Genomic DNA, 25,555 nt, shown 5'->3' on the forward strand with positions numbered 1-25,555 from the left:
CACTCCCTCCCCCCTGCGGGGGAGGGGGGACTTCCCGATCCCAAAGGAGTAGACACCATGGCCCAGAAAAAGGGAATCGTCATCATCTGCAACCTGGACACCCGGGGCGAGGACATCATTTTCGTCAAACAGCTGATCGAGACGCGGGGGCACAACGCCTATTTCCTCGATTTCAGCATGGAGGAACCCCCTCCCTTTGCTGGCGATATCACCTGCGAGCACGTGGCCGAGCGCGGCGGCATGACCATCGAGGCGGTGCGCGAATGCTACCGCTCTGACCGTGACCGGGCGATGGAAAACCAGATCAGGGGCGCCAGCGCCATCGTTGCCGACATGATGAAAGAAGGAAAGATCCAGGGGGTCTTTGGCGTTGGCGGCGGGACATCATCGCTCGTCGGCACCAGCGTCATGAAAGGGGTCCCCTTCGGGATCCCGAAGCTCATGGCCTCCCCCATGGCGGCGCATCCGTCCTACGTGGGCAAATACGTGGGAACCCACGACATCACCATGCACCATACGGTGCTCGACGTGGTAAAAATGAACCCGCTCCTGAAGGCACAGATCACCAATGCGGTGGGCGCCATCTGCGGCATGGTCGAGATGACCCAGGGGACGAACATCACCTTTGACAAGCCATGCGTCGCCATCTCCTCGTTCGGTTTCGGCGAAATGGCCGTGCAGACCGCCCTCGGCATGCTGGACGAGGCCGGTTTCACCCCTATCGTCTGCCATGCGCAGGGAAAGGGGGACAAGGCAATGGAGGATATGATCCGTGCCGGCGCCTTCCATGGCGTGCTGGACATCTGCACCGGCGGCATTGTCGAAAACCTCTTCAAGGGGAACCGGGACCCGGGGCCCGACCGGTTCATGGCAGCGGTGGAGACCGGCATTCCCATGGTGCTGGCCCCCTGCGGCCTCGATATCCTCTCCTATGGCGGGCGCCCCGACATGCTGGAGAAGACCAAGGACCGGCCCCAGTACGTGCAGGACTCCCTGAGGGTCCAGGTACGCACCACCGCCGACGAACTGCGCCAGGCCGCCGACGTGATTGCCGAACGGCTCAACCGGGCCAACGGGGAGTGGACCTTCCTGATCCCCCTGAAAGGGTGGTCGTCCCAGGACCTTGAAGGACGGATCATCTACGATCCGGCCGCCGATGCCGCCTTCGTTGCCCGGCTGAAAGAAAAACTGGATGAACCGGAGCGGGTCAAGGAAGTCGATCTGCATCTCTACACGAAGGAATTCGCCCGGGTCGCCGTCGACGAGTTCGTGCGGCTGTACGAGGGAACGCCGGCCCAGGCAGTGGCCGGTTAAAAGGAGAGTGCGCGATGATAGTCCGCAACTGGATGCAAAACAACCCTCTTACGATTTCGAGCGACACCCTGGCCTCTGAAGCAAAGCGGCTGCTTCTCGACAACAACCTGAATGCCCTGCTCGTGGTGGACAATGGACGTTTGCGCGGCCTGGTGACGCGGCACAATGTGATGCGCATGGGGCACTATGTCACGCGCACCCAGAATCCGGACGAAGTCAGTTTCTTCGTCAACCGGCTTAAGGTCAGGGATTTCATGGTCCGCAATCCGGCCACCGTGGATGCGAACGACACCATGGAACACTGCCTTGAATACGGCAAGGAGCTGATGGTGGCCCAGTTTCCCGTCATGGAAAACGGTTCGGTGGTGGGAATCATATCCGCCAACGAGATCTTCCAACTGGCGGCCCATCTGTGCGGGACCATGGAAGCGGAGAAAATGCGGAAAGCGCAGTGATGCCGGGACCCGGTCCTGACGTCTCGGCAACGATTGCGGGATTATCCCGCCACCCCGTCAACGACAAACGGAGAAAGGAGCAAGACCATGAGCCTTCCATTGGTAGTGGCAATCACCGGCGCAACAGGCGTGATCTACGGGGTGGAGATGCTGAACGTGCTGAAGGAACTGGGTCAGGAAACCCATCTCATCGTCAGCGAGGCCGCCGGCAAGAACCTAGAGATCGAGACATCATACTCCCTTGACGAGGTCCGGGCCTTGGCCGACGTCGTCTATGACAACAAGGATATCGGCGCCTCGGTGGCCAGCGGCTCGTTCCGCACCCGCGGCATGATCGTGGCTCCTTGCACCGTAAAGACGCTTTCGGCCATTGCCAACTCGTTCACCTACAACCTGGTGATACGCGCCGCCGATGTAACCCTGAAAGAACGGCGCCCCCTGGTGCTCATGGTGCGCGAAACACCTTTGCACAAGGGGCACCTGGAGCTCATGTCGCGCGCCACCGACTGCGGCGCCCAGATATTGCCGCCAATGCCGGCCTTCTACCACAAGCCGGAGTCAATCATGGACATCGTCCACCAGAGCATCGGCAAGGCTCTGGACCAGGTGGGGATCGAGCACAATCTCTTCAAGCGCTGGCACGGGGACAACCGGAAGGAGCAGGTTCGGGAGTCCCTCAGAATCGCCAATTAATGCCACATCCAGGGACTGTGGGGGCAGACCATGAACCGTGACAAGACAATACTCATCATCAATCCCGGCTCCACCTCGACCAAGATCGGCATCTTTTCGGCAGGCGAGATGAAAATCAACGTGTCGGTCAGACATGACGACGCGGAGCTGAGGAAGTTTGCCACCATCTGGGATCAGTACGATTACCGCAAGGACGCCCTCCTCGGGTTCCTGCGGGACCACGATCTCGCCATGGATGATATCGACGCCATCGCCTGCCGCGGCGGTAACGTCAGACCGCTCCCCGGTGGCATCTACCGGCTCTGTCCGCGAATGATCGCCGACATGAAGAGCGGCATCTACGGCGGCCACCCGATCAACGTGGGGGGGCTGGTGGCATATGACCTGGGGAACCAGTACGGCATCCCGGTTCTGACCGCCGATCCTCCCATGACCGACGAACTCTGCGCCTCGGCCCGCTACTCCGGGATTCCCCAGCTCACGAGGACGAGCAGCTTCCACGCCCTGAACCAGAAGGCCACTGCCCGCAGAATCGCGGCGGAACTGGGGAAACGGTACGATGAGGTGAACCTGATCGTCGCTCACCTGGGGGGCGGCATCTCGGTGGGAGCACACCAGAAGGGGAAGATCGTCGACGTGAACAACGCCCTGGACGGGGACGGCCCCTTCTCGCCGGAACGGGCCGGGACACTGCCGGCCGGCGACCTGGTCAAACTCTGCTTCAGCGGCGACTACACGAAGGCCGAGGTGCTGAAGCTCCTGACCGGCGGCGGAGGGCTGTACGCCTATCTGGGTACCACCAACGTGATCGAGATTGAAAAGCGGATCACGGCGGGCGACGGGAAGGCGGCCGAGGTGTTCGAGGCGATGATCTACCAGGTGGCCAAGGAGATCGGCGCCTGCGCGGCCGTACTGGAGGGGACGGTGGACGCCATCGCCCTCACCGGGAGCCTGGTCTATTCGGAGCGACTCCTGGAGAGTCTGAAGAGGAAGATCGCTTTCATCGCCCCGGTCCATTTGAACCCCGGCGAGAACGAGATGGAGGCCCTGGCCGATGCGGCAATGCGCTACTTCAGCCAGGAAGAAGAGCTGTCCGTGTACGCCGCCTGACCGGTTGCAACGGGCGGCAATCAATTACATCATTTACGAGAAAGAGGATTACTTATGAAACAGTTCTCCCTCCGTCGGCTGTTGTTCCTCCCTTGCATCGCCCTTGCCGTATTTCTGTTCTCCGCCCCCCTGACGTGGGCCGGCGGAGGGCAGCACTATCCGAACGGTGTCGAAGACTTCGCCGTGGGGGCACTCCCCCCTCCGGGTGTCTATCTCGTGAATTACCTGCTGCTCGTCCAGAAAAACAGCATCAAGGACAATTCCGGAAACAGCGTACCGGCGGATTTCAAGGCTGATGTGGTGGCCGAGGTCCCCCGACTCATCTACGTCAGTCCGTTCAAGCTATTGGGAGCCAACTGGGGCGCCCATGTCTTTCTTCCCTTCTACCACGCCGATGTGAAAAGCAGTTCCGACATCCCCCCGCTCAATTTCGATTCCCGCGACACGGGGATGGGGGATCTTATCTTCAGCCCCCTCATCCTTGGCTGGCACTTCACCCCCTCGCTCCATGCCGTCTTTGCACTGGACACCTGGGCACCCACCGGGGACTACGACAAGAACCGGCCGGCAACCCAGATCCTCTCCAGGAACCACTGGACCTTCGAGCCGGTCGTGGCGGTCTCATACCTCAAGGAGGGTTTCGACGTCTCCGCCAAGCTCATGTACGACTTCAACACCAGAAACAGCGACACCGGCACCGACCCAGGCCAGGAGTTCCACATTGACTGGGCAGCGGGCTATGGACTCAGCAACGGGCTGAGCGGGGGCGTGGTGGGCTACAACTACTGGCAGACCACCGACGACAAGGTCAACGGAGTCAGGGTCGAAGACGCAAACAGCAGGGTGGGAGGCATCGGCTTCGGCATCAAGTACTGGCCCAAACAGGGGCCGTTCAGCATGACCTTCAAACAGTACTGGGAGTATGGCGCCCGCAACATCGCCACCGGCCCCCAGACCCAGTTCAAGATTTCCTATGCCTTCTGACCCCCCGTGTCAGGAGCGGCTCTGACGCGGCTGATCAATTTCAACGGTTCCGAACAGGGACAAGGTACGCCCATGCGGGAAATGTCGAAAATTTACGAACATATCTACGACCTGGCCAGGCCTCATCTGAATACCCGGAACAACGATATTCATACCAATGTAGCCTATCGTTTTGCCCTGCGGTTGCTCGAGGATGAGCCGGGTGATCCCGACGTGGTCATCCCGGCCATCATCTGTCATGACATCGGGTGGATAAAGCTCCCGGAAGCGTTGCACTCGAAGGCATTCGGTCCGGGATTCGATCCCGATCTGCGCAGGGTCCACGAGGTTGAGGGGGTCGAACTGGCCCGGGAGATCCTGAGAAGCGTGGCCTATGACCCGCACAAAAGCCGCGAGATCCTGGAGATTATCGAGGGCCACGATTCCCGTCTCGAAGCGATCTCCGACAGCGACAAGATCGTGAAGGATGCGGACAAACTGTGGCGCGTTACGTCCGAGGGGCTGGCAATCGATGCCGAATGGTTCCGGCAGGAACCCGAGGAACACCTGCACTGGACGGCGGTGCAGATCGATTCCTGGTTTTTCACCGAAACCGGCAGGCAACTGGCCTGGGCAGCGTTGGAAAAGGCGGGATACACACCTTGACCGCGCTTCAGTGCGCTGGGGGTTTCCATGGCCGACACAGAGCAGCATCTGGAAGAGATGCTTCGGCTGGCAAATTTCACCATAGAGCGGACCGGCACCCCCATTGTCTGGGTGGACTCCACGACCCGTTTTGCACGGGTAAACGACGCGGCATGCCGGTGTTTCGGTTACTCGCCCGATGAATTCATCCGCCTGACTGCCCAGGACATCGCCCCGGGGATCCCCACGGAATTGTGGCCGCAGCACTGGGCAGAGCTGAAGCGGATGCAATTCCGCACCTTTTCGGATCATTTCAGAAAACGCTCCGGGGAAAAGTTCCCGGTAGAGGTCGAGGAAAACTTCATCCGGTTCGAAGGGAGGGAATACTCCTGCAGCTTCATCAAGGACATGACCCAGCATTTCCAGACCCAGGAAGCCCTGAGGCGGGCCTTGGACGAGGTGCAAACGCTCAAAAACCGTCTGGAAGCCGAAAACGTGTACCTGATGAACGAGATCAAACTCTCCAACAACTTCGATGAAATAGTCACCGGCAATCCCATCTTCATGAAGGCCCTGCAGCTTGTGGAACAGGTTGCCCCCACCGATGCGTCCGTACTTATCCTCGGAGAAACAGGCGTCGGCAAGGAACTCATCGCCCGCGCCATCCATAACCTGAGCAACCGCCGTGATCGCCCCCTCATCCGGCTCAATTGCGCCGCATTGCCGGCAACTCTCATGGAAAACGAACTTTTCGGCCACGAAAGGGGAGCCTTCACGGGAGCGAACTGCCGCAAACCCGGCAGGTTCGACCTGGCTGACGGGGGGACCCTTTTTCTCGACGAGGTGGGTGATCTGCCCATGGAGTTGCAGAGCAAGCTTCTGCGTGTCTTGCAGGAAGGGGAATTCGAGCGGCTCGGCGGCGCTGAAACGATAAAGGTCGATGTACGCATCCTGGCCGCGACCCACGTGGATTTGAAAGCCCTGCTTGCCGAGGGGCGGTTTCGCAGCGACCTGTACTATCGCCTCAATGTCTTTCCGATCCAATGCCCCCCCCTCAGGGAACGCAGGGAAGACATCCCCCTGCTGGTCAGGCATTTTGTCAAAGCCTCCTGCGAAAAGAACGGAAAAAGCATCGAGCTTATTCCGCGCCATGTCATGGAGTCACTGGAGGGGTACCCCTGGCCCGGCAATATCCGGGAACTGCAGAACGTTATCGAACGGGCGGTGATCATCAGCCGGGGAAACAAGCTGGAGATCGACTCCCTCCCTAAAATGGTCATAGCCGCCGATGCAGCCCCCATCTCACCTCTGGAAGTGACCGAACGGGAACATATCATCCGTGCTCTCGAAACAACGGCATGGCGAGTCGGCGGGCCAAAGGGCGCCGCTGAAATCCTCGGACTGAAACGCACAACCCTCCAGGCGAGGATGCGCAAGCTCGGCATCAACCGGCAGGGCCTGCCAGCCTGACCGCACGCACACTGACTCTCATCCTCCTTCTCCCCCTCCCCTTTCCCGCACGCTGTCTCCCGAGCAAACGCCCAAGTTTTTCAGAAGATATCGTTCTATTATTTTTTGCCATCATTTGGGCTCTGCTCCAACATATGGGCAAAAACCACCATACCCCAGCACACAAACCCTGTCTGTCACAACAATTTAATACCTTATTTCATAATGTTACATATTTTTTACTCAATCAGCATCCATGGAACACCTGTTGCTAAACATTGTTTTGAATAAACGATTCCACAAATGCAAATCCCCATCACAGGAGAGGAGGCTCACATGTTAACCAGGACAGATGGCAAGGGCAGTAAGGTACTATTAATCGCGGCCATGGACACCAAGGGAACAGAAGCCCGTTACATCGAATCGTGGCTGGCGAAGGCGGGTTTCACCACGTTGATCATGGATATGGGTATCCGTGGAAAAAGGCCCGGTCCGGTCGCAGTCACCCGGGATGAAGTGCTGCGCGCTGCCGGGAAGACCTGGGATGACATACAAAATGTCACCAGCGAGGGGGACGCCGTGGACATCATGATCTCCGGCGGCGTCAAGTGTGCGCTTGCCCTGTACAAAGCTGATCTAATTCAGGGGGTCATCAGTCTTGGGGGAACAATGGGCACCACCCTGGGCACGGGAGTGATGCGGGCTTTCCCCATTGGTTTCCCTAAGGTAATGATCTCTACCATCGCTGCCAAGGATACCGAGGCATTTATTGGGAACATGGATATTTTCATGCTGAATTCGGTGTCTGATCTGGCAGGACTGAACCGGATCACCCGTAAAGTGTTGCGAAACGGGGCGCTGGCAATTGCCGGCCTGGTCAGGGAACGGGAGTTCCATGACGAATTTTCACGCCCGCTGGCCGTCCTGACGACTCTGGGCACAACGGAGGCCACGGCGGCACGGATGAGAATCCACTTTGAGGCGTGGGGATACGAAAGTGTGACGTTCCATACCACGGGAACCGGCGGCCAGGCAATGGAGCGGATGGTCAACTTCGAACCGGTCTCCGCAGTGGTGGACCTGTCCCTTCATGAACTGATAGACCACCATTTCGGAGGAGCGTTCGATCCCGGTCCGGAGCGTGGCAGAGCTGCCCTGCAAAAGGGGATACCGACGGTGATCGTTCCGGGCAATATCGATTTTCTGGTAACCGGTCCCATGGCCCAGGCCCAGATTTATTTTCCCGGCAGACGGGGGCACAAACATAACGCCAACATCACCTGCGTCCGGACAAGTCTGGAGGAAATCCAACGGATAGCAGAAATCATGGCCGGTTACTGCAATGAAAGCACGGGGCCCGTTGCCGTCCTCGTGCCCATGAAGGGGTTCTCATGCCTGGATCATGAGGATGGCCCCCAACCGGACCCGGAGGGGCCTCGCGTTTTCGCCGAAACCTTCGCCAGGGCATTAACGCGCACCATCCATTTTGAAACGGTCCCGCTGCACATAAACGACGAAGCGTTTTCCGAAGTAATTGTCGGGGCACTGCAAAAAATCGGCGGACTGCGGAAAATCGAGGCTGATCGGCTACCATCCCGACAACCTGCGACATGGAGCCCTTACAGCTCAGTGCACACCCTCGACCGCTTCTCCGGTAATCAGCACACCACTACGGAAACAACAGGAGATGCGCTTGCGGCATGAAGAACAATTCAAACATCCCCCCGGGAACCGTCATCATTGATGAAGAGGTGCCCGGGGGGATGTCACATTTTCCACCACTGGTTCCCGGAAGGGGCGGAGCTCTCGCGGAGAAGCGATCCCCGCAAAAAACCACCTACGGCGTTTGCGGAGGGAAAGCCCCGGGAATAGCTGTTCACGTGCCACGAAGACCGGCTGGTGACGCTGGATCGCTTCGGAGCGAGAGATCCGCCCCTTCCGACACCATGCGTGACCAAGTTGAAGTAATGAGCACCAGCCGTTGAATCCGCCGGTTCAGAACGATGTGACGATAGCAGGGAGTACGGTGTGGGAGGGAATCAGCCGGTCAGGAGCATGCATCGACAGGGAGGCGCTGTCGCCGGCCCCGGTGAGCACGCTCACCACTCGCACGCCGGCGGCGCGGCTGGCGAAAATATCTATCGGGGCATCACCCACGTAGAGGGCGTCGGCGGGTGCGACGCTGAGGTGATCCAGGCATTTAAGGATCCCCTCGGGGTCGGGCTTGCTCTTGGAGACATCCTTGCCGAGCACGACCGCGTCAAAGCGCTCCAGGACACCGTTTGGCCGAAGCAGTTCCAGAACTTCGGGGCGGGCGCCGCTCACGATGCCGAGCAGTATCCCGAGACCTTTCAGCGCATCGAGCGTTTCCAGCACCCCGTCGAACAGCTTGCCGTGCTCCCGCAGTATCCGCGGCCACTCCCGGGCGGCATTGGCGGAAATAGCCTTCAAGATGGCAGCGCCATCACTCCGATCCTCCGGCACAATGCCTTTCCAGAAGCTGCCCCCAGAGGAGAGCGCCAGCCGCACCTGTTCCTCTGTCACCTCAAAGCCGAACGGCTCGGCAGCGACCCGCGCCACCTCGATGTAGGCGCCGACCGAATCGACCAGCGTACCGTCAAGATCGAACAGTACCGCCCTGACGGCGAGCGAGCAACACAACTCCGCCCCGGGCCCTGCCTCGGTCCCAAACGTAGAATGCCCTTCAAATGCCATGATGACTCCCGGAACTACCGGTTCAAGTCTTATCTGCCATGCTCAGATCAACCTCGTCGCGATTGCCCAAGCCGAGTGAATTGTCGATAAAATAGAGACGGTGCGGAACCACCTTGTACCAGCGAACCTTGGCCATGGCCTTGACAATGGCCGCCGGAGCCTGGGCCAGCAACCCGACCACCGGGAACTTCCGCCCGTACAGCTTGCGGGCTTTTTCTTCCTCGGCGCCGGAAATCTCGACGGCTATCCCTTCGATCTGCACCCCCTTGATTTCCAGCCAGTCGGCATAATCCTCCTGGATGGTCACGGCAACGCATGCCTCCTGGGCCAGATCGAGACAATGCCGGGTCGTTGGCGATGACAGAAAATAGAGGGTATAACCATCGTTTGCGTAGAACACCGCCGCCGCCCACGGGCCACCGCTGCCGCTGGTTGCCACGGTGGCAACATTGTGGTCCAGCAGGTACCTCTGCACCCGCATGCCCAGCGCGTCTTTCACTTCTCGCCACCTGCGTCGGACCCGTCATCGTGCAGACGGCCCAGGCGATAGGCCAGTTGCGGCCGGGTCAGTCCGAGCAGCCGGGCAGCAGCGGAGAGATTGCCATTGGCCTTTTTCACCGCTGCTTCTATCAGTGCGGCTTCGGCCTGATCCAGGGTCATGGTGCCGTTCAGGACCTCATCCCGGAGGTCGTTCCCGCTTGCGGGGCGGTCGATACCGAGACTGCCGCTGCTGTCCAGCCCGAATTCCAGTCCCAGCCCATCGGCACTCCCCGAGAACATCTGTTCCAGCTCTATGCGCGAGCCGCTGGGAGCCAGTATGACCCCCCGCTCCACCATGTTCATCAACTCGCGGATGTTGCCCGGCCAGGGGTAGGCCAGAATGGCCCGCATGGCCTTGTCGGTAAAACCGGTGAGCTTTTTGCCGTGAATCGCGGAATACTTTTCGACAAAACCGTGGGCAAGGAGGGGGATATCCTCTTCGCGCTCCCTGAGAGGCGGGATGTTGATCTGGAAAGCATTGAGCCGGTAATAGAGATCCGATCGAAATTTCCCCTCTTTGACCAGCTGTTTCAAGTCGACATTGGTCGCCGCAACCAGCCTCACATCCACCTTGCGGACCTTCTGTCCCCCAAGGCGCTCGATTTCCCCCTCCTGGAGGACCCGCAGCAGTTTCACCTGGGCCGAGAGGGGGAGATCACCAATCTCATCGAGAAACAGAGTCCCACCGTGGGCGCGTTCGAAGCGTCCCGGCCGGGTGTTGAGCGCGCCGGTGAAGGCCCCCTTTTCCACCCCGAACAGCTCCGATTCCACCAGGTCGTGGGGGATGGCGGCGCAGTTGATGGCGATGAACGACTCGTTGCGGCGGGCGCCCATTTCGTGCAGTGAACGGGCGAAGACCTCCTTGCCGACGCCGGTCTCGCCCAACAGAAGCACCGTAATCTGGCTGTTTGCCGCCTGCTTGAGCAGTCCGTAGGCAACGCGAAAGGCCGGAGAATTCCCCACGATGTCCGCAGGGAGCTTTTCCTTCTCGTTTATGGCCGAACGCAACTGCACCACCTGGGTCTGCAGGTCGATGAGCTGATCGGCAATGGACTCCTGGTTGAAGATGCGCAGGTAGTCGGCCGAGTCCTCCCATTCCTCGATGGGCTTGCCGACGATGCGACAGCTGTTGTCCCCCTTGCCGACACACTCGATTTCCTTGTACAGAATCGGCCGCCCCATCAAGGCCGTGGTATAGCCGCAGGCATAGCCGATCTGGCTCCAGCAGACCGGTTCGGAATGGGTGCCGTACTGGTGCCGGTGCCACTGCCCTTCCCAGGAGTTTTCCCACAGGAACTCGCCGTAGTACCTGCCGGCGGCGCGGTCGGCCTCCAGCTTGAGGGTGGTCACCTTGACGATGCCTTCAAGGGTATGGAGCTGGGTGCCGGTCATGAAAGCTTCGTAGTCGGTTGCCCCCTGATCCCGCCTGCTGAAGACTTCGGCATCGTGCATGCCCGATGCAAAGCCCATGCGAATGAGGAGCCCCCGTGCGCGTTCCATGCCGAGGGTGTCGATCAACTCCTTGCGCATCCCCCCCTGTGCATTGGCATGAACCAAGAGCATACGGTGCTCGTGGAGCCATATCTGACCGGTTTCGGCACAGAAATGCACCAGTGAGCGCAGGTCGCTGTTGGTTGCGTCGCAGGCGATATTTCGGTTACCGCGGGGTTTGGTCATCGTTACTGTGCCTCATCCGATGGTGCAATTTTGACAATAATCATCGCCACATCGTCAGCAAGAGGCCCGTCGCCGGTAAATTCGGTCAATTTCCGGAAAATCCCGGCCATGATCTCTTTCGGATGGTTGTCCCGGTATGCGGCAACGGCCTCGCAGAGCCGCCCGGTGCCGAAAGGCTCTCCCGCGGCACTTTCCGCTTCCGTTACGCCGTCGGTATAGAGGATGAAGATGTCCCCCGCCGCCACCAGGATGGTTTTTTCCTCGAAACCGACCTCTTTTTTTACCCCCATGATCATTCCGTCAGCATCGAGTTCAATGAAATCAGCCTGCTCCGAACGGTAGAGAACGGGATGGTTGTGGCCGGCGTTGGCGTAGGACACGGTGTGGTTGGGGATGTCCAGCCGGATATAGAACATGCTGATCTGAAGCTCTGCCCGCGAGAGATCATCGTGGAGCAGGTCATTTACCACTTCGAGGAGCTTTCCGGGGGGGCGGCTGCCGGTGACCTTGGCGTTAAGCACACTGCGGGCCATGGTCATCAGGAGGGACGAGCCGACGCTATGGCCGGTGACATCGGCGATGACCATATCGATGGCGCCCTCTTCCAGGGTGAAGAAATCGTAGTAATCGCCACCCACATGGGCCGCCGGGTGACAACAGCACGCCATGAGCACCCCCGGCAACGCCGAGGGACATACCGGCAGGAACGACTGCTGGATCTCCTTGGCTATCTCCAGTTCCCGGGTGATCCGGGCGTTGTCCAGGAGGGCGGCCGCGGCCTTTTTCTGTTCGGTGATGTCGGAGAAGCTCCCCCGGATGCCGAGGTAGGTACCGTTGTCGTCGAACACCGGCTGGCAGACATGGCGAATCCAGCGGATATCACCATCCCGGTGGACGATGCGGAATTCAACCTGGCCCATAACCTTTTCTTCTCTCACCTCATGCCGGTGGACGTCCACAAGCTGCCGATCATCGGGGTGAACGATATTCCAGATCAGGCCGGGATCGGCAGTGAACGCGTCGGCCTCATAGCCGCAGACCCTTTCGCAGGAAGGAGACGTGTAAATGACCCTTCCTTCCGGGCTCAGCCAGAATTCCCAGTTGAAGGTGTTGTCGGCGACGATCCGGTATTTGATTGCCGCCTCCCGCAACGCCTCTTCCGCACGCCGTCGTTCCGTGATATCGCGCCCTTCCGGAACGACCAGGACCACATTCCCCCTCTCATCCTTCACGGGCTTAAGCGAAAAATCTATGTACGCAACTCTTCCGTCAAGGGTCGCCGCGTGGGTGGTTTCAAAGCGGATGAACTCCCCCCGGGCAGCAGCCTCGATCCCCTCGCGCACCCGCTTCTGTTCTTCGCGGGAGTGAGCCCACCACGGAGTGTCCCAGAAGGGCCTGCCGATAACTTCCGATTCCTTTCCCTTGATGGAACGGAAGGCGGCTTTATTGATCTTGATGAGGGTGCCGTCCGGCTTCAGGAGCCCCATCAACTGAAACGCTTCGTCAAAGACGACACTCAACAGGGCGTAGCTTTGGAGAAACGCCTCGTCTTTCAGGCGGGATCTGTTGCTTCGAAATCTATTGAGAAAATTTTCGGTAACTTTGGTTTGCATGGCGTGCTCCTCGCCACCTCACTCCGGAACGGCTGCCAGGGCAACGCCGGCAGGCGCCACGTTATTCTCCTGCAGACGTCTGAGTCGGTAGGCCAGTTGCGGCCGGGTCACGCCAAGCGTCCGTGCCGCCGCCGAAAGGTTGCCGTTGGCCGTTTTTACGGCCGATTCGATCAGGGTGGCCTCAACCTGGTCCAGAGTCATGTTCCCTTTAACCACAAATTCGTAGATATCATTCACGGGTTCCGGGGTATCGGCACCGAGACCGCCGTTACTATCGAGGCCGAATTCCATGGCCATATCAATGCTGCTGGAGGAGAACATCTGCTCTAGCTCGATCCGGGTGCCATTGGGGGTAAGAATGACCCCCCGCTCCACCATGTTCAGCAATTCGCGGATGTTCCCCGGCCAGGGGTAGGCCAAGATGGCCCGCATGGCCTTATCGGTAAAGCCGTTAAGTTTCTTGCCGTGGATGGCGGAATATTTCTCAATGAACCTTTGGGCCAAGAGAGGGATGTCCTCTTTGCGCTCCCGGAGAGGAGGGATGTTGATCTGGAAGGCATTGAGCCGATAGTAGAGATCCGACCGGAACTTACCCTCCTTGACCAGTTGTTTCAGGTCGATGTTGGTGGCCGCGACCAGCCTCACATCTACCTTGCGGACTTTGTGGTCCCCAAGCCGCTCGATTTCACCTTCCTGAAGAACCCGCAGCAGCTTGGCCTGGGCCGACAGCGGCAGATCACCGATCTCGTCGAGAAACAGCGTGCCTCCATTGGCCCGCTCGAAGCGTCCCGGCCGGGCACTGAGCGCACCGGTATAGGCCCCCTTCTCCACCCCGAACAGCTCCGATTCCACCAGGTCGTGGGGGATGGCGGCGCAGTTGATGGCGATGAACGATTCATTGCGGCGAGTGCTGCGGGAGTGCAGCGCCCGGGCGAAGACCTCCTTGCCGGAGCCGGTCTCGCCGAGCAGCAGGACCGTTATCTGGCTTTTGGCCGCCTGCTGCAGCATGTCGTAGGCCGCACGGAATGCCCTGGAATTGCCGACAATGTCCGCAGGGAGTTTCTCTTTTTCACCGATGACCGAACGGAGCTGGACCACCTGGGTCTGCAGATCGATCAGCTGCTCGGCAATGGACTCCTTGACGAAAAAGCGCGAATATTCCGATGCGTCTTCCCACTCCTCAAGGGGCTTTCCAACGATGCGGCAATGACCTTCCCCCATGCCCGCGCACTCCAGTTCCTTGTAGAGAATGGGGCGTCCCATGAAGGATGACGCATAGGCGCAGGCATACCCTATCTGGCTCCAGCAGACCGGCTCGGAGTAGGTGCCGTAGTACTGTTTGTGCCACTCGCTCTCCCAGGAGTTCTCCCAGATGAACTCGGCATAGAAGCTGCCGGCGCTGCGGTCGTACTCCAGCGAGACCGTGGACACCTTGGCGATGCCTTCCAGCATGTGCAACTGCGGGCCGGCAATGAACGCCTCCACATCGCCATCGCTTCCGGCCCTGGTGCGGGCCAGCTCGAAGTCGCGCATCCCTGCCGCGTACCCCATGCGGGTGAGAAGCCCCCGGGCACGGTCCATGCCGAGGGTGTCGATCAACTCCTTGCGTAGCGACGCCTGGACCTCGGCATGGATCAGGAGCATGCGATGCTCGTGCAGCCATATCTGGCCGGTTTCGACACAGAACCTCAAGCGCGAGCGCAGATCCGTGTCGTTCGTGTCGCGGACCGGCCTGGTTTTACCGGAATATTTGTACATGAAAAATACCTACCGCCGAAAATTATATAAAACCAAGTTATACCAGACATGTATATTTGTCCAGTACATATGGTCGGCAGTCACGATGTAACCGCCCGCCAGTCCTGCAATAATAACAAGTTATGGTGCCAGGAAAACATTGCAGCGCGCTAATTCATTGTTTACTTATTCAACAGTTCTATAAATATTTACTAATTCAATAATGTTTCCCCCCATCAAACTCTCATCTGTTGCAATCCCGTCGCTCAAAAATTGCCTCAAGCCACTATTCGCAACAGTTTATGCCGCAATCCCGCCTTTACCTTGCATTCGTTTTTCACCATTTAATCAACAATCCCCACCCCCCGTCAACCACAATTCACCAAATGATAAAATGAGGGGACTTGCCATTTCGGTCAAAACAAGCGACTAACCAACCCTCCCCAAAAACCGTGAAACCTTGCCAGTACTGCCTTTTCTAAACCCTTCCATAGCCTAACCAATTTTTACAACAGCGTTTGGCATATCCAGTGCTTTACGCAAGGCAACCAACGCGTAAGCAGACAACGGGAGCTACGCATAACCAAAACATACATAACAATGTTTTGCGCATTAAGGCATGCATAACCGCTCAGGAAACAACAGGGTCTGAAAGGACGGGAGTTGATCATGACCGCAATGAATGACGGGCAGCATGGGGCGACCATGGATGAACTGGTGAACAACGGGCTGGATAACGTTAATAGCGGCACAAGGGCCGCTGTCCCGGGCATCGCCCAACTGGGGTTCTACCTGGTGATATTCATGGCCATAAGCTGGGCGATGATGTTCTTCATCCCCACGCCGTTCCTCTTTACCGTGCTCCTCCCCGCTTCTTTTTACGTCCTGTACAGCCTGGTGGTTTTCTCCCCCCTGGTTTCCGGCGGGTGGCCCTTCGCTCCCCCCCTCGGCAGCTGGCGCCCCGGGCAGAGTTGGCTGAAGCCGGGAGTGGGGACGACGGCTCTTCTGGTGGCCGTCGCCATCGCCGGTCCCCTCTTCACAAGCACGATCTATCCCCGAATCCCTCTTTTCCCGGTCGGGTTCTGGTGGGGGATCATCCTCTTCACGGTCACCCTCTGGTATTCCATGGTCTGGAACGGCTGGCCCCTCAACGGGAAATGTTCTCCGGCCGTGCGGGGCATCGGCGGCGGCCTGATCATCCTTCTGATCACCGCGCTTCTGTGGCAACTGGTCAACCTGGGCGGTACCCCCTTTGCCGACGCCCCCTATGATCCCCGCGGGCCGTTCCAGGCTGAATGGTTCTTCGGTCTCCTGGTCTGGATCATCGTCTGGATCCAGGCCTTCGCCAACGTCCTGACTTTCCAGCAATGGCCCTTTTACAAACTGGGCGAGCCCTGGGGGCAAATCGCCAACACCGTGGTCTCCATCGTTCTCGGCTGGCTCTGCTGGACCACAAGCCTCAAATTCATGGCCCCGACCTTCTCCTTCGCGGCGGTCGCCGGCTCCATCATCGGGATGCAGAACTTCCACGGCGCCATCTTCGGCTACTATCCGTTCCTCAAGTTCAAACAGCCTAAACGGGGCATCTGCAACTTCCTCACGGAAATTGCCCTGGCCTTCGTCTGGATCGCCCTGCTCCGGGTACTGATGCAGCCCATTGTCGCCAAGGTGCAAGCAGCGGGGCTCCCGTTCGACATCAATGTAGTCTCGGTTCTCTACACCCTGCATTTCATCGCCCTGCTCACGCTCATCCACAACTTCTATTTCCTGCGGGCACCCCTGCCCCCATCCGGACCTCCCCCTGCTCCCGAATAAGTGAGTCCATGTCGTTCCAGCCCTTAAGAGAGCACAACGAACAGAGGAGAAGACGATGGCAAACCCAAGCGGCAAATATCAGGTGAAGATCCTGGGCATCGAGGACTATCAGGCCTTGACGGCATGTCAGAGCGCCTGCCCCCTGGGAACTGATACCAAGCGGTACGTACGGGCCATCACCGAAGGAGATTACGAGAAGGCTTTTCTCATCGCCCGGCAGACCAATCCCCTGGTGTCGGTCTGCAGCAGGGTCTGCACCGCCCCCTGCGAAAAGTCCTGCCGGAAAGGGGAGCAAGGACACCCGGTTGATATCCGCGCCCTGAAGCGGTTCGCCTGCGACAAGCATGGCGTGACATCGCCCCGCGCCGTCGCCGGGAGGCTTGAAGAGATCTCGCGCCAGAACGGAGGGGTGGGAGACCGGACCGGCAACCATATCCTGACCATGGCCGCCGTGCAAAAGGCCGGCGCAGCGGCCACATCGCGAAAGCCTGCCCCCCGGGTGGCCATCATCGGGTCCGGCCCGACCGGCCTCTCGGCAGCCCACGATCTCGCCCTGCTCGGCTACGGGGTGACCATCTTCGAGGCAGCCCCCTACGCGGGGGGGATGCTCCGCACCGGGATTCCGGCCTTCCGCCTCCCCAAAGACGTGCTCCAGCAGGAGATCGATGCGATCCTGAATCTCGGCGTGGAACTGAAGCTGAACAGCCCCATCGGCGAAGACCTGACCCTGGCCGACCTCAAGGCGCAGGGGTACGAGTCGGTGTTCATCACCATCGGCCTGCAAGATCCCCTGCGGATTCTGAACATCGAAGGGACCGACCTGGCGGGGATCTACAGCGGCGTCGAGTATGTGCGGGATCACGAAAAGATCCGGCTCGGGAAACGCTGTCTGGTCATCGGAGGCGGCGGGGTGGCCATTGACTGCGCCCAGCACGCCGTGCGGCAGGGGGCGGAGCAGGTGATGATCGCCTGCCTCGAGTCCTGGGAGACGATGCCCGCAAGCCTGACGGAACGGGAAGACGCCCAGGAGGAGGGGATCGTGTTCCACCCTGCCCTCGGCCCGCGCCGCTTCATGGGCCACAACGGGCACGTCGCCCGGGCCGAGTTCCTCCAGGTGAGCTCCGTCTTCGACAGCGAAGGACGATTCGCCCCCACTTTTGTCCCGGACAGCACCACCACCCTGGAAGTCGATTCGGTCATCCTCGCCGTGGGCCAGGCCTCCACTGCCCCTTCCCTGGCGGGACTCGCCGGGCTGGACCTCACCCCCAACGGACTGATCAAGGCGGCAGAGGACATGTCCACCAACCTCCCCGGCGTTTTTGCCGGCGGCGACGTGCGCTGGCGCTTCACCCGCAATGCCACGGACGCCATTGCCGACGGGCAGAAGGCGGCCCGCGCCATCCATGGTTATCTCAGCGGCCATACGCCCCAGGTGATCCGGAAGGGGTTCATGCGGCCGGTGTCGCCGGACTTCGAGAATACCCGCTGCGACACCATCGCCCCGGTACCGATCCCCAAGCGTGATGCCGGCGAGCGGGTCCGGACCAAAGAGGAGATCACCATCGGCTTCGGAGAGGCGGAGGCACGGGAGCAAGCCGCCCGGTGCCGGCGGTGCAACATCCAGACGGTGTTCGAGCGGTCCCGGTGCCTGCGGTGCGGCACCTGCGTCGACACCTGCGTGAATGGCGCCCTGAGGATAGTCCGGCTGGCGGATATCCAGGGTGACGAAGATGTGGCGAAGCTGACCGATGCCCTGAAGAAGAGCGCGCAGACCCGCAGCAAGGCAATGACCGCGATCATCAAGGACGAGAGCCGCTGCGCCAGCTGCGGCATGTGCGCCCGACGCTGCCCCGGCGGAGCCATAACCATGGCCGAGTTCTACTGCCAAGAGGAATGGGAATAACCAACAACCTGAGTACGCGGAGACCAATCATGAGTGAATCAGCCTACAGCATTACAGAAGCCATCCGGCAACTTCCAAGAAACATCAAGGCGTCCATCTCCCGCCGCGGAGAAGGAACCGTGGAACAGGAACAGGCCGCGGCGGTATTCGGCAACATGTTCCTCCATCTCCATCCGGTGCGGGTCCATGTGAACTCCCTGCGCGCGGGATACACCTTCGGGCTGGGACTGATCTCCTTCTACCTCTTTCTCATCCTGGTCGCCTCGGGGCTGCTGCTGATGTTCTATTACACCCCCTCCACCGAGCTGGCCTACCGGAACATGAAAGACCTCGAATACGTCGTCACCTTCGGCGTGATCCTGCGCAACGTCCACCGCTGGTCGGCCCATGCCATGGTCGCCTTTGTCTTCCTCCACATGTGCCGGGTCTTCTATACCGGCTCCTACAAGGCTCCCCGTGAATTCAACTGGGTCATCGGCGTCTTCCTGCTGCTCGTGACGCTCTTCCTGAGCTTTACCGGCTACCTCCTCCCCTGGGATCAGCTGGCCTTCTGGGCCGTTACCGTCGGCTCCAATATCGCCGGCTACATGCCCGTACTCGGGGATTACATCCGCTTCCTGATGCTGGGGGGGAATGAGGTCGGCCAGATGGCGCTCCTGCGGTTCTACGTGCTGCACGTGGTGGCGCTCCCTCTCCTTGCCGCCACCCTGCTGGGAGTTCACTTCTGGAGGATCCGCAAGGACGGTGGCCTGTCACGGCCCAGGAACGACTGAGTCCGGCAGGAGACGCGAGAGACAACTGAGGAGGTTCAGACATGCAAGCAGCTAAAAAAGAAGAGATATTCCCGAAGGACCCCAACAAGACCTATTCCCTGATGGCAATCGTCGACGGCGACTCCTTCCAGGTGGAAAAGGGTCCCGAAGACACGGTGCAGAGCTGGCCGCACCTCATGGTGCGCGAGCTGGGGCTGTTCCTGCTGGTCCTCGCCGTGATCATGGGTGTTTCCCTCATCTTCAACGCCCCCCTGGAGGAAGCGGCCAATCCCCAGCACTCCACCAACCCGGCCAAGGCCCCCTGGTATTTCGTCGGCATCCAGGAACTGGTGAGCTATTCGGCACTTCTGGGGGGGATCGTAACCCCGGCCATCATCGTGGTCACGCTTCTGCTCCTCCCCTATCTGGACCGGAACCCCAAGGGGACCGGCGTCTGGTTTTCCCGGGACCGGCGGGTCGCCACTATCCTGTTCACCGTCTTTGTCGTAGCCATGCTCATTCTTATCGTAATCGGACAGTTCCTGCGGGGACCGAACTGGCATCTGTACCTGCCGTGGCAATGACACGTTGAAACAACACCCCTTGAAAGGAGAAGTGATATGAGTTCCGAAAACAGCACCGGCGCAACGATTCTCCCCTTCAGAACCTCCGATGACGTGGTGGACGAGGATCGCAGAGGCTTCGTGAAAAAGATGGCGCTGACGGCCCTCACCGTGGGAGTCGGGGGAGCTGCCATCCAGAGCGCCCGTTTCTTCAAGCCCAATGTGCTCTACGAGCCCTCAAAGGCTTTCAAGGTGGGCGAGCTGAGCAAGTTCCCCATCGGAAGCCGCATCGTCATCGAAGGCCGGGGGATCGAGATCGTCAGAGAACGGGACGGCATGCACGCCATATCCCTTGTCTGCACCCACCTGGGATGCCTCATAAAGCCCGTGGAGAACGACCCCGACACCGGGTACATGTGCCCCTGCCACGGCTCCACCTTTACCCTTACGGGTGGAGTTCTAGGGGGCCCCGCCCCGAAGGATCTCCCCTGGTACGAGATGTACATGGACAATACCGGGGCTCTCGTGGTGGACACGTCCAAGGTGAACCACAAACGGACCAAACTCGCAGTCTGAGACAGGAGCAAACCCATGGAGGATAAGCAGATGGAAAAGGCAGTTTCACGCAAGCTTACATTATTCTGCGTCATCTGCGGGCTGGCCGTACTGGTCCTTATGGGAGCAACGGTGATCCGCGACGGGGAGCGGGAATGGAAGCATTACCAGACCCAATACCGGGAGATGCTTCTGAAGATGATCAAGAAAGAGGACAACCCGACCTTCTATCAGCGGGTTGAGGAGATGAAGCCGGAGATCCGGCAGATCGTCGTCGATGAATGGAAGACGGTGGACCGCTGCACCACCTGTCACCTGGGGATCGAAGACCCCCTCTTTGCCAACGCCAAGCAGCCGTTCACCACCCACCCCAATCCGGAGCTGCTGAAGCACCATCCGGTGGATAAGTTCGGCTGCACCATGTGCCATGGCGGCCAGGGGCTGGCCACAACCTACAATGGCTCCTCCCACCAGCCCATCGACAACTGGCCCATCACCCTGGTGTCCAAGGGGCTCATGCAATCCCGGTGCGGCTACTGCCACAAGGATTTCGAGGCCATCAAGGCGGACCGCCTCATCAAGGGGCGCGAACTCTACAAGGAGATGCACTGCGCCGGCTGTCACCAGATCGACGGCCAGGGGGGGAACGTGGGGCCGGACCTGAGCAACTTCGCCGACAAGGACCCCAGCAACTTCTCCTACGAGAGCATAGAGGGCCCCCACTCCAAGCAGACGTGGGTCATCGAACACTTCAGGGATCCCAAGCGGGTCAGCCCCGGCACCCCGATGCGCACCTACGCCATGAACGACGACCAGATCGAATGTCTCGCGAGCTATGTCCTGAGCCTGACCCAGCGGGGTTTCTCGCGCCCCTACAGCACCAAGGTGAAGGCTGACTTTGTGCCGCACAAGGTGGACGAATACGTCCCCGAACCCGAATTGTCCGACTCCGCGGACGACGCCGAAAGCAACTAGACAGCCGGGCGATCATTGACGCTGGAGAGACTTTCCAATGAGGAGAGAGAGAATGAATCGGAAAACCTCGTTAATAGTGGCGGCAGCACTGGTCTTCGGGATGCTCTTGCCGGGCTCCGGGGCACTGGCGCAGGAACCGCCGAAAATGCCCTACGTCTTCGCCATGTACTGCGTGATGTGCCACAAGGAAGGGGTTCAGATCGGCCCCATAGGCATCTACGACATGATGTCGAAGAGCGGCAACCCGTTGCACGAGCAGCTTATCCGCAACAATACCCGCTTCGGCTACAACGCCATGCCTGCCTTCAGGATGTCGGAGGTAAGCCCGAAGGAGATGAACGCCATCGTGGCCTACCTGAAGGACGTGGCGGCATACCGCAAGACCCATCCCGGTTACAAGCCGGTACCGGCGAAGGAAGGAGGGGCCAAAAAATGATGGAAACGGGAAGAAGAGGGTTTTTCAAGCAGATTTTCACGGCCGTGGCCGCAGTAGCCGCAACAGGGGCCACAGCAGCCGCCCCCCGCAGGGCCGAGGCCTCCGTGGCGGGACAGATCAAAGGGGTGTGCCTCTACGTCCCGAGCCTTGGCAAAGCGACTGATTTTGTCGAGATGATGAACAAGAACGCCCCCGGATCCTGGACGGTTCACCCCCTCACCGGATCCCTGAGCGAGCATTACTTCACCACCAGGAACCTCTACGAGGAGGCCCGTGGAAGCGCCAACACCTTTGTGGGGGTCGTGGATCCGGCAACCTTTGCCATCGTTCACGAAGCGATCGTCGATTGCGGCGGCAGCTTCCACTACACCACCTACGAAGACCGGAACCGGGTCACGTTTTCCGCACAGCTGTAACCGAGGAGGTTTGAAAATGAGTCGTTTCATTGCACTTCCCAAAGGAGTGACAGAAGCAGCCTTCGCCAAGGCCATCCAGGAATACCGGGCGCTCCTGGGCGAGGACCGGGTCCGCACCGATCCGGCTTCCCTGCAGTCCTACATGAAGATCATGATCCCGGAGACCGAGGAACTGCACAAGCCTTCGGCCGCCATGTACCCCAGAACGGTCAAAGAGATCCAGGCCATCGTGGCCATAGCCAACAAGTACAAGACCCCCCTCTGGACGGTGAGCACCGGCAAGAACATGGGATACGGTTCCGCTGCCCCGGCCACCCGGGGGCAGATCGTCCTCGACCTGAAGACCATGAAGAAGATCATCCATGTGGATGAGGAGCTGGGGTACTGCCTGGTGGAGCCGGGGGTGACCTACTACGACCTGCAGGAGTACTTCAGGAAGCACAAGATGAACCTCTGGGTCGATGTCCCCGCCCCCTCGTCCATGGCCAGCCCGATGGGGAACACGGCAGACCGGGGGGTGGGCTACACCCCCTACGGCGAGCACTTCCTCGTTTCCTGCGGCATGGAGGTGGTCCTGGCCAACGGCGACGTGGTCCGCACCGGCACGGGGGGCGTCCAGAACTCCACCAGCTGGCAGGCCAGCAAATGGGGCTACGGACCGTATCTCGACGGCATTTTCACCCAGTCCAACTACGGCATCATCACCAAGCTCGGGGTCTGGCTCCTGAAGGGCCCTCCTCCCGGCGGCTACATGCCGTTTCTCATGAAGTTCCCCAAGGTGGAGATGCTGGGCGACATCGTCAAGACCTTCATGCCCCTGCGCCTGGCCCAGATCATCCCCAACGCCTGCGTCGTGGTCAACGCCGGCTGGGAGGCGGCCGGCTACTTCACCTACGACAAGAACGGCAAGGGAACCAACCGGAGCAGCTTCTACAAGGGGAAGGGAAGCCTCCCCCCCAAGGTGTTCCAGGAGATCATGGACAAGTTCAAGATCGGCGCCTGGAACTTCTACGCCGCCCTCTACGGCTCCCCCGAGCAGGTGGCCCTCAACTGGAAATACGTCTCGGGCGCCTTCAAGGCCAAGTTCGGCAATCAGGTCCAGATCATCACCGAGAAGGAAGCCAAGGACGACCCCATCTTCGAGTACCGCCGCCAGCTGATGATGGGGGGGAGCACCCTGCAGGAGTTCGGCCTCTACAACTGGCGTGGAGGGGGCGGTTCCATGTGGTTCGCCCCGGTTGCGGCCGCCAGACCCTCCGAGTGCGACAAGCAGATGAGGGTTGCCACCGACATCCTCAACAAGCACGGCTTCGACTACGTCTCCGAGTTCATTGTGGGGTGGCGCGAAATGCACCACATCATCGACCTCCTCTACGACCGTACCCAGCCGGACGAGATGCACCGGGCCTACCAGTGCTTCGATGAGTTGTTGAGGGTGTTTTCCAAGAACGGTTACGGGACCTACCGCACCAACACGGCCTTCATGGAAAAGGCTGCCAACACCTACGGGCCCGAGATGCGGAAGCTTCATCGGACCCTGAAGAAGGCGCTGGATCCCAACAATATCCTGGCCCCGGGCAAGTCGGGCATCAACCTGGATATTCCCCTGTAGCCGACAACCGTTGAGGAGGTAAGAACATGAGTCGTTACCTAGCGCTGCCAAAGGGCGTTACCGAAGCAGCCTTTACCAAAGCGATCACTGAGTATCGCACCCTTCTGGGAGAGGGGCGCGTCCGCACCGATCTGGCATCCCTCAGTCCGTACATCGTCAACTCCATTGCCGAAAGCGATTCATTGCACACTCCCTCGGCAGCCATCTACCCGACGACCACCAGGGAAATCCAGTCCATTGTCGGCATTGCCAACAAGTACAAGACGCCGCTCTGGACTGTCTGCAACGGGGAAAACGAGGGGTACGGCTCCTCGGCGCCGGCAACCGCCGGGCAGATAGTGCTCGATCTGCGAAACATGAAGAAGATCATCGAGGTCGATCGGGAGCTGGGCTACTGTCTGGTGGAGCCCGGCGTGACCTATGCCGACCTCCAGAACTACCTCACCAGCAACAAGATCAACCTCTGGCTCGATGCTCCGGCACCTTCGGCCAATGTCAGCATCCTCGGCAATATCCTGGAGCGGGGGAGCGGCTACACCCCCTACAGCGAGGATTTCCTCTTTTCCTGCGGCATGGAGGTGGTGCTGGCCAACGGGACTGTCCTCAAGACCGGCATGGGGGGCATCCCCAATTCCACCAGCTGGCAGGTCTTCAAGTGGGGGTTCGGCCCCTATGTGGACGGGCTCTTTTCCCAGGGGAACAACGGGATCGTCACCAAGGTCGGCGCATGGCTGATGGGAGCACCGCCTCCGGGTGGCTACAAGCCTTTCTGCATCAGGTTCCCCAAGAACGAGATGCTGCCCAACATCATCAAGCCGCTCATGTTCCTGCGCCAGGCCCAGATCGTTCCCAACGCCTGCGCCCTGGTCAACGCCGGATGGGAAACGGCCACCCGTTTCGCCAATGACCGGAGGAACAACGGCCGTTTCATCAACACGGCGAACCGGGTCATTCCCGCCAACAAACTGGTCAACCGCAACGTTGGTGCCTGGAATCTCTACGGGGCCGTCTACGGCTCTCCCGAGCAGGTGGCCCTGAACTGGATGTACGTCTCCGGCACCTTCAAACAGGCCTTCGGTAACAAGATCAGCATCATCACCGAGAATGAGGCCAAGGGGGACCCGGCCTTCGAGTATCGCAAGCAGCTCATGATGGGGGGGGTCACCAGCCGCAATCCCCTGGACAGCTGGCGCCCCGGCTACGGCTCCATGAAGTTCGCCCCCACGGCGGCGGCACGGCCGGGCGAATGCGCCCAGCAGGCGAAGGTGGCGGCAGAGATCATCAACCGGCACGGTTTCGACTACCTCAGCGAGTTCAGCTTCTTCTGGTACGACGCCCGCCACACCGTCGATCTCCGTTTTGACCGCACCAGGCCCGAGGAGATGAAACGGGCCCATGCCTGCTTCAACGAGCTCATCAGCGCCTTCGCCAAACATGGCTGGGCGGTGGGCCGCACCAACACCGCCTTCATGGACAAGGTGGCCGATTCCTACGGCCCGGCAAAGCAGAGGCTCAACCGCACCATCAAGAAGGCCCTGGACCCCAACAACATCCTGTCGCCGGGCAAATCAGGGATCACGGCAGGGTAACGTTCAATGAGCATTTGGAGGAAACAAT

General features: G+C 59.9%; 23 protein-coding genes. 18 read left to right on the forward strand and 5 right to left on the reverse strand.

What is annotated here, in order from left to right; translation table 11 throughout:
* The first annotated feature begins 57 nt into the window (after nt 1-57).
* The 8 genes from GMET_RS10605 (at nt 58) to GMET_RS10640 (ending at nt 8,333) form a co-directional block, all read left to right on the forward strand.
* Complete coding sequence (locus GMET_RS10605; RefSeq protein WP_011365918.1) at nt 58-1,314, forward strand: Tm-1-like ATP-binding domain-containing protein; 1,257 nt, start codon at nt 58-60, stop codon at nt 1,312-1,314.
* Nucleotides 1,315-1,328: 14 nt separating this feature from the next.
* The gene (locus tag GMET_RS10610; protein WP_004513100.1) at nt 1,329-1,769 is read left to right on the forward strand and encodes a CBS domain-containing protein; all 441 of its coding nucleotides are present in this window, start codon (nt 1,329-1,331) and stop codon (nt 1,767-1,769) included.
* Between the two features lie 87 nt (nt 1,770-1,856).
* The gene (locus GMET_RS10615; protein WP_004513099.1) at nt 1,857-2,462 is read left to right on the forward strand and encodes a UbiX family flavin prenyltransferase; all 606 of its coding nucleotides are present in this window, start codon (nt 1,857-1,859) and stop codon (nt 2,460-2,462) included.
* Between the two features lie 30 nt (nt 2,463-2,492).
* Nucleotides 2,493-3,572 carry a butyrate kinase gene (gene buk, locus GMET_RS10620; RefSeq protein WP_004513098.1) on the forward strand — a complete coding sequence of 360 codons (1,080 nt, stop codon included), beginning with the start codon at nt 2,493-2,495 and terminating at the stop codon, nt 3,570-3,572.
* A 54-nt stretch (nt 3,573-3,626) separates the two neighbouring features.
* Entirely contained in the window at nt 3,627-4,556 is a 930-nt protein-coding gene (locus tag GMET_RS10625; protein WP_011365919.1) for a SphA family protein, read from the forward strand.
* A gap of 72 nt (nt 4,557-4,628) precedes the next feature.
* Complete coding sequence (locus tag GMET_RS10630; protein WP_004513096.1) at nt 4,629-5,201, forward strand: HD domain-containing protein; 573 nt, start codon at nt 4,629-4,631, stop codon at nt 5,199-5,201.
* Nucleotides 5,202-5,228: 27 nt separating this feature from the next.
* A complete protein-coding gene (locus GMET_RS10635) occupies nt 5,229-6,650 on the forward strand; it encodes a sigma-54 interaction domain-containing protein (protein ID WP_004513095.1) in 1,422 nt (473 codons plus the stop codon).
* A gap of 315 nt (nt 6,651-6,965) precedes the next feature.
* Entirely contained in the window at nt 6,966-8,333 is a 1,368-nt protein-coding gene (locus tag GMET_RS10640) for a Tm-1-like ATP-binding domain-containing protein (protein ID WP_004513094.1), read from the forward strand.
* A 291-nt stretch (nt 8,334-8,624) separates the two neighbouring features.
* Here GMET_RS10640 and GMET_RS10645 read toward each other — a convergent pair whose 3' ends face one another.
* The 5 genes from GMET_RS10645 to GMET_RS10665 all read right to left on the reverse strand — a co-directional run bounded on the left by GMET_RS10645 (nt 8,625) and on the right by GMET_RS10665 (nt 14,932).
* Entirely contained in the window at nt 8,625-9,290 is a 666-nt protein-coding gene (locus tag GMET_RS10645; RefSeq protein WP_238378910.1) for an HAD family hydrolase, read from the reverse strand.
* Between the two features lie 76 nt (nt 9,291-9,366).
* Entirely contained in the window at nt 9,367-9,843 is a 477-nt protein-coding gene (locus tag GMET_RS10650; RefSeq protein ID WP_004513092.1) for a pyridoxamine 5'-phosphate oxidase family protein, read from the reverse strand.
* Entirely contained in the window at nt 9,840-11,561 is a 1,722-nt protein-coding gene (locus GMET_RS10655) for a sigma-54-dependent Fis family transcriptional regulator (RefSeq protein ID WP_004513091.1), read from the reverse strand. The genes GMET_RS10650 and GMET_RS10655 overlap by 4 nt, the downstream gene beginning before the upstream one ends.
* 2 nt (nt 11,562-11,563) lie before the next feature.
* Entirely contained in the window at nt 11,564-13,174 is a 1,611-nt protein-coding gene (locus GMET_RS10660; protein ID WP_004513090.1) for a SpoIIE family protein phosphatase, read from the reverse strand.
* An 18-nt stretch (nt 13,175-13,192) separates the two neighbouring features.
* Nucleotides 13,193-14,932 (reverse strand): sigma-54-dependent Fis family transcriptional regulator, encoded by a 1,740-nt coding sequence (locus GMET_RS10665; RefSeq protein ID WP_004513089.1) that lies wholly within the window; start codon nt 14,930-14,932, stop codon nt 13,193-13,195.
* Between the two features lie 648 nt (nt 14,933-15,580).
* Between GMET_RS10665 and GMET_RS10670 the strand changes: the two genes are divergently transcribed.
* The 10 genes from GMET_RS10670 to GMET_RS10715 are packed head-to-tail and all read left to right on the forward strand — an operon-like array spanning nt 15,581 to nt 25,527.
* On the forward strand, nt 15,581-16,726 hold the full coding sequence (locus GMET_RS10670) for a hypothetical protein (RefSeq protein WP_004513088.1): 1,146 nt from the start codon (nt 15,581-15,583) through the stop codon (nt 16,724-16,726).
* A gap of 55 nt (nt 16,727-16,781) precedes the next feature.
* Complete coding sequence (locus GMET_RS10675; RefSeq protein ID WP_004513087.1) at nt 16,782-18,629, forward strand: FAD-dependent oxidoreductase; 1,848 nt, start codon at nt 16,782-16,784, stop codon at nt 18,627-18,629.
* Between the two features lie 29 nt (nt 18,630-18,658).
* Nucleotides 18,659-19,402, forward strand: coding sequence for a cytochrome b N-terminal domain-containing protein (locus GMET_RS10680; protein WP_004513086.1), 744 nt, complete (start codon nt 18,659-18,661; stop codon nt 19,400-19,402).
* Nucleotides 19,403-19,443: 41 nt separating this feature from the next.
* Entirely contained in the window at nt 19,444-19,965 is a 522-nt protein-coding gene (locus GMET_RS10685) for a hypothetical protein (RefSeq protein WP_004513085.1), read from the forward strand.
* Nucleotides 19,966-20,001: 36 nt separating this feature from the next.
* Nucleotides 20,002-20,520: a ubiquinol-cytochrome c reductase iron-sulfur subunit gene (locus GMET_RS10690; RefSeq protein WP_004513084.1), complete on the forward strand. Its 519-nt coding sequence runs from the start codon at nt 20,002-20,004 to the stop codon at nt 20,518-20,520.
* Nucleotides 20,521-20,550: 30 nt separating this feature from the next.
* Nucleotides 20,551-21,474, forward strand: a complete 924-nt coding sequence (locus tag GMET_RS10695) for a c-type cytochrome (RefSeq protein WP_011365920.1) — start codon at nt 20,551-20,553, stop codon at nt 21,472-21,474.
* 52 nt (nt 21,475-21,526) lie between these two features.
* On the forward strand, nt 21,527-21,910 hold the full coding sequence (locus GMET_RS10700; RefSeq protein ID WP_004513082.1) for a c-type cytochrome: 384 nt from the start codon (nt 21,527-21,529) through the stop codon (nt 21,908-21,910).
* Nucleotides 21,907-22,326, forward strand: coding sequence for a hypothetical protein (locus tag GMET_RS10705; RefSeq protein WP_004513081.1), 420 nt, complete (start codon nt 21,907-21,909; stop codon nt 22,324-22,326). Before GMET_RS10700 ends, GMET_RS10705 begins: the two co-directional genes overlap by 4 nt.
* Before the next feature lie 16 nt (nt 22,327-22,342).
* Nucleotides 22,343-23,938 carry an FAD-binding oxidoreductase gene (locus GMET_RS10710; RefSeq protein WP_004513080.1) on the forward strand — a complete coding sequence of 532 codons (1,596 nt, stop codon included), beginning with the start codon at nt 22,343-22,345 and terminating at the stop codon, nt 23,936-23,938.
* Between the two features lie 26 nt (nt 23,939-23,964).
* A complete protein-coding gene (locus GMET_RS10715; RefSeq protein ID WP_004513079.1) occupies nt 23,965-25,527 on the forward strand; it encodes an FAD-binding oxidoreductase in 1,563 nt (520 codons plus the stop codon).
* Nucleotides 25,528-25,555 lie beyond the last annotated feature (28 nt).

The organism is Geobacter metallireducens GS-15, from assembly GCF_000012925.1.
In the GTDB taxonomy this organism is placed as follows: domain Bacteria; phylum Desulfobacterota; class Desulfuromonadia; order Geobacterales; family Geobacteraceae; genus Geobacter; species Geobacter metallireducens.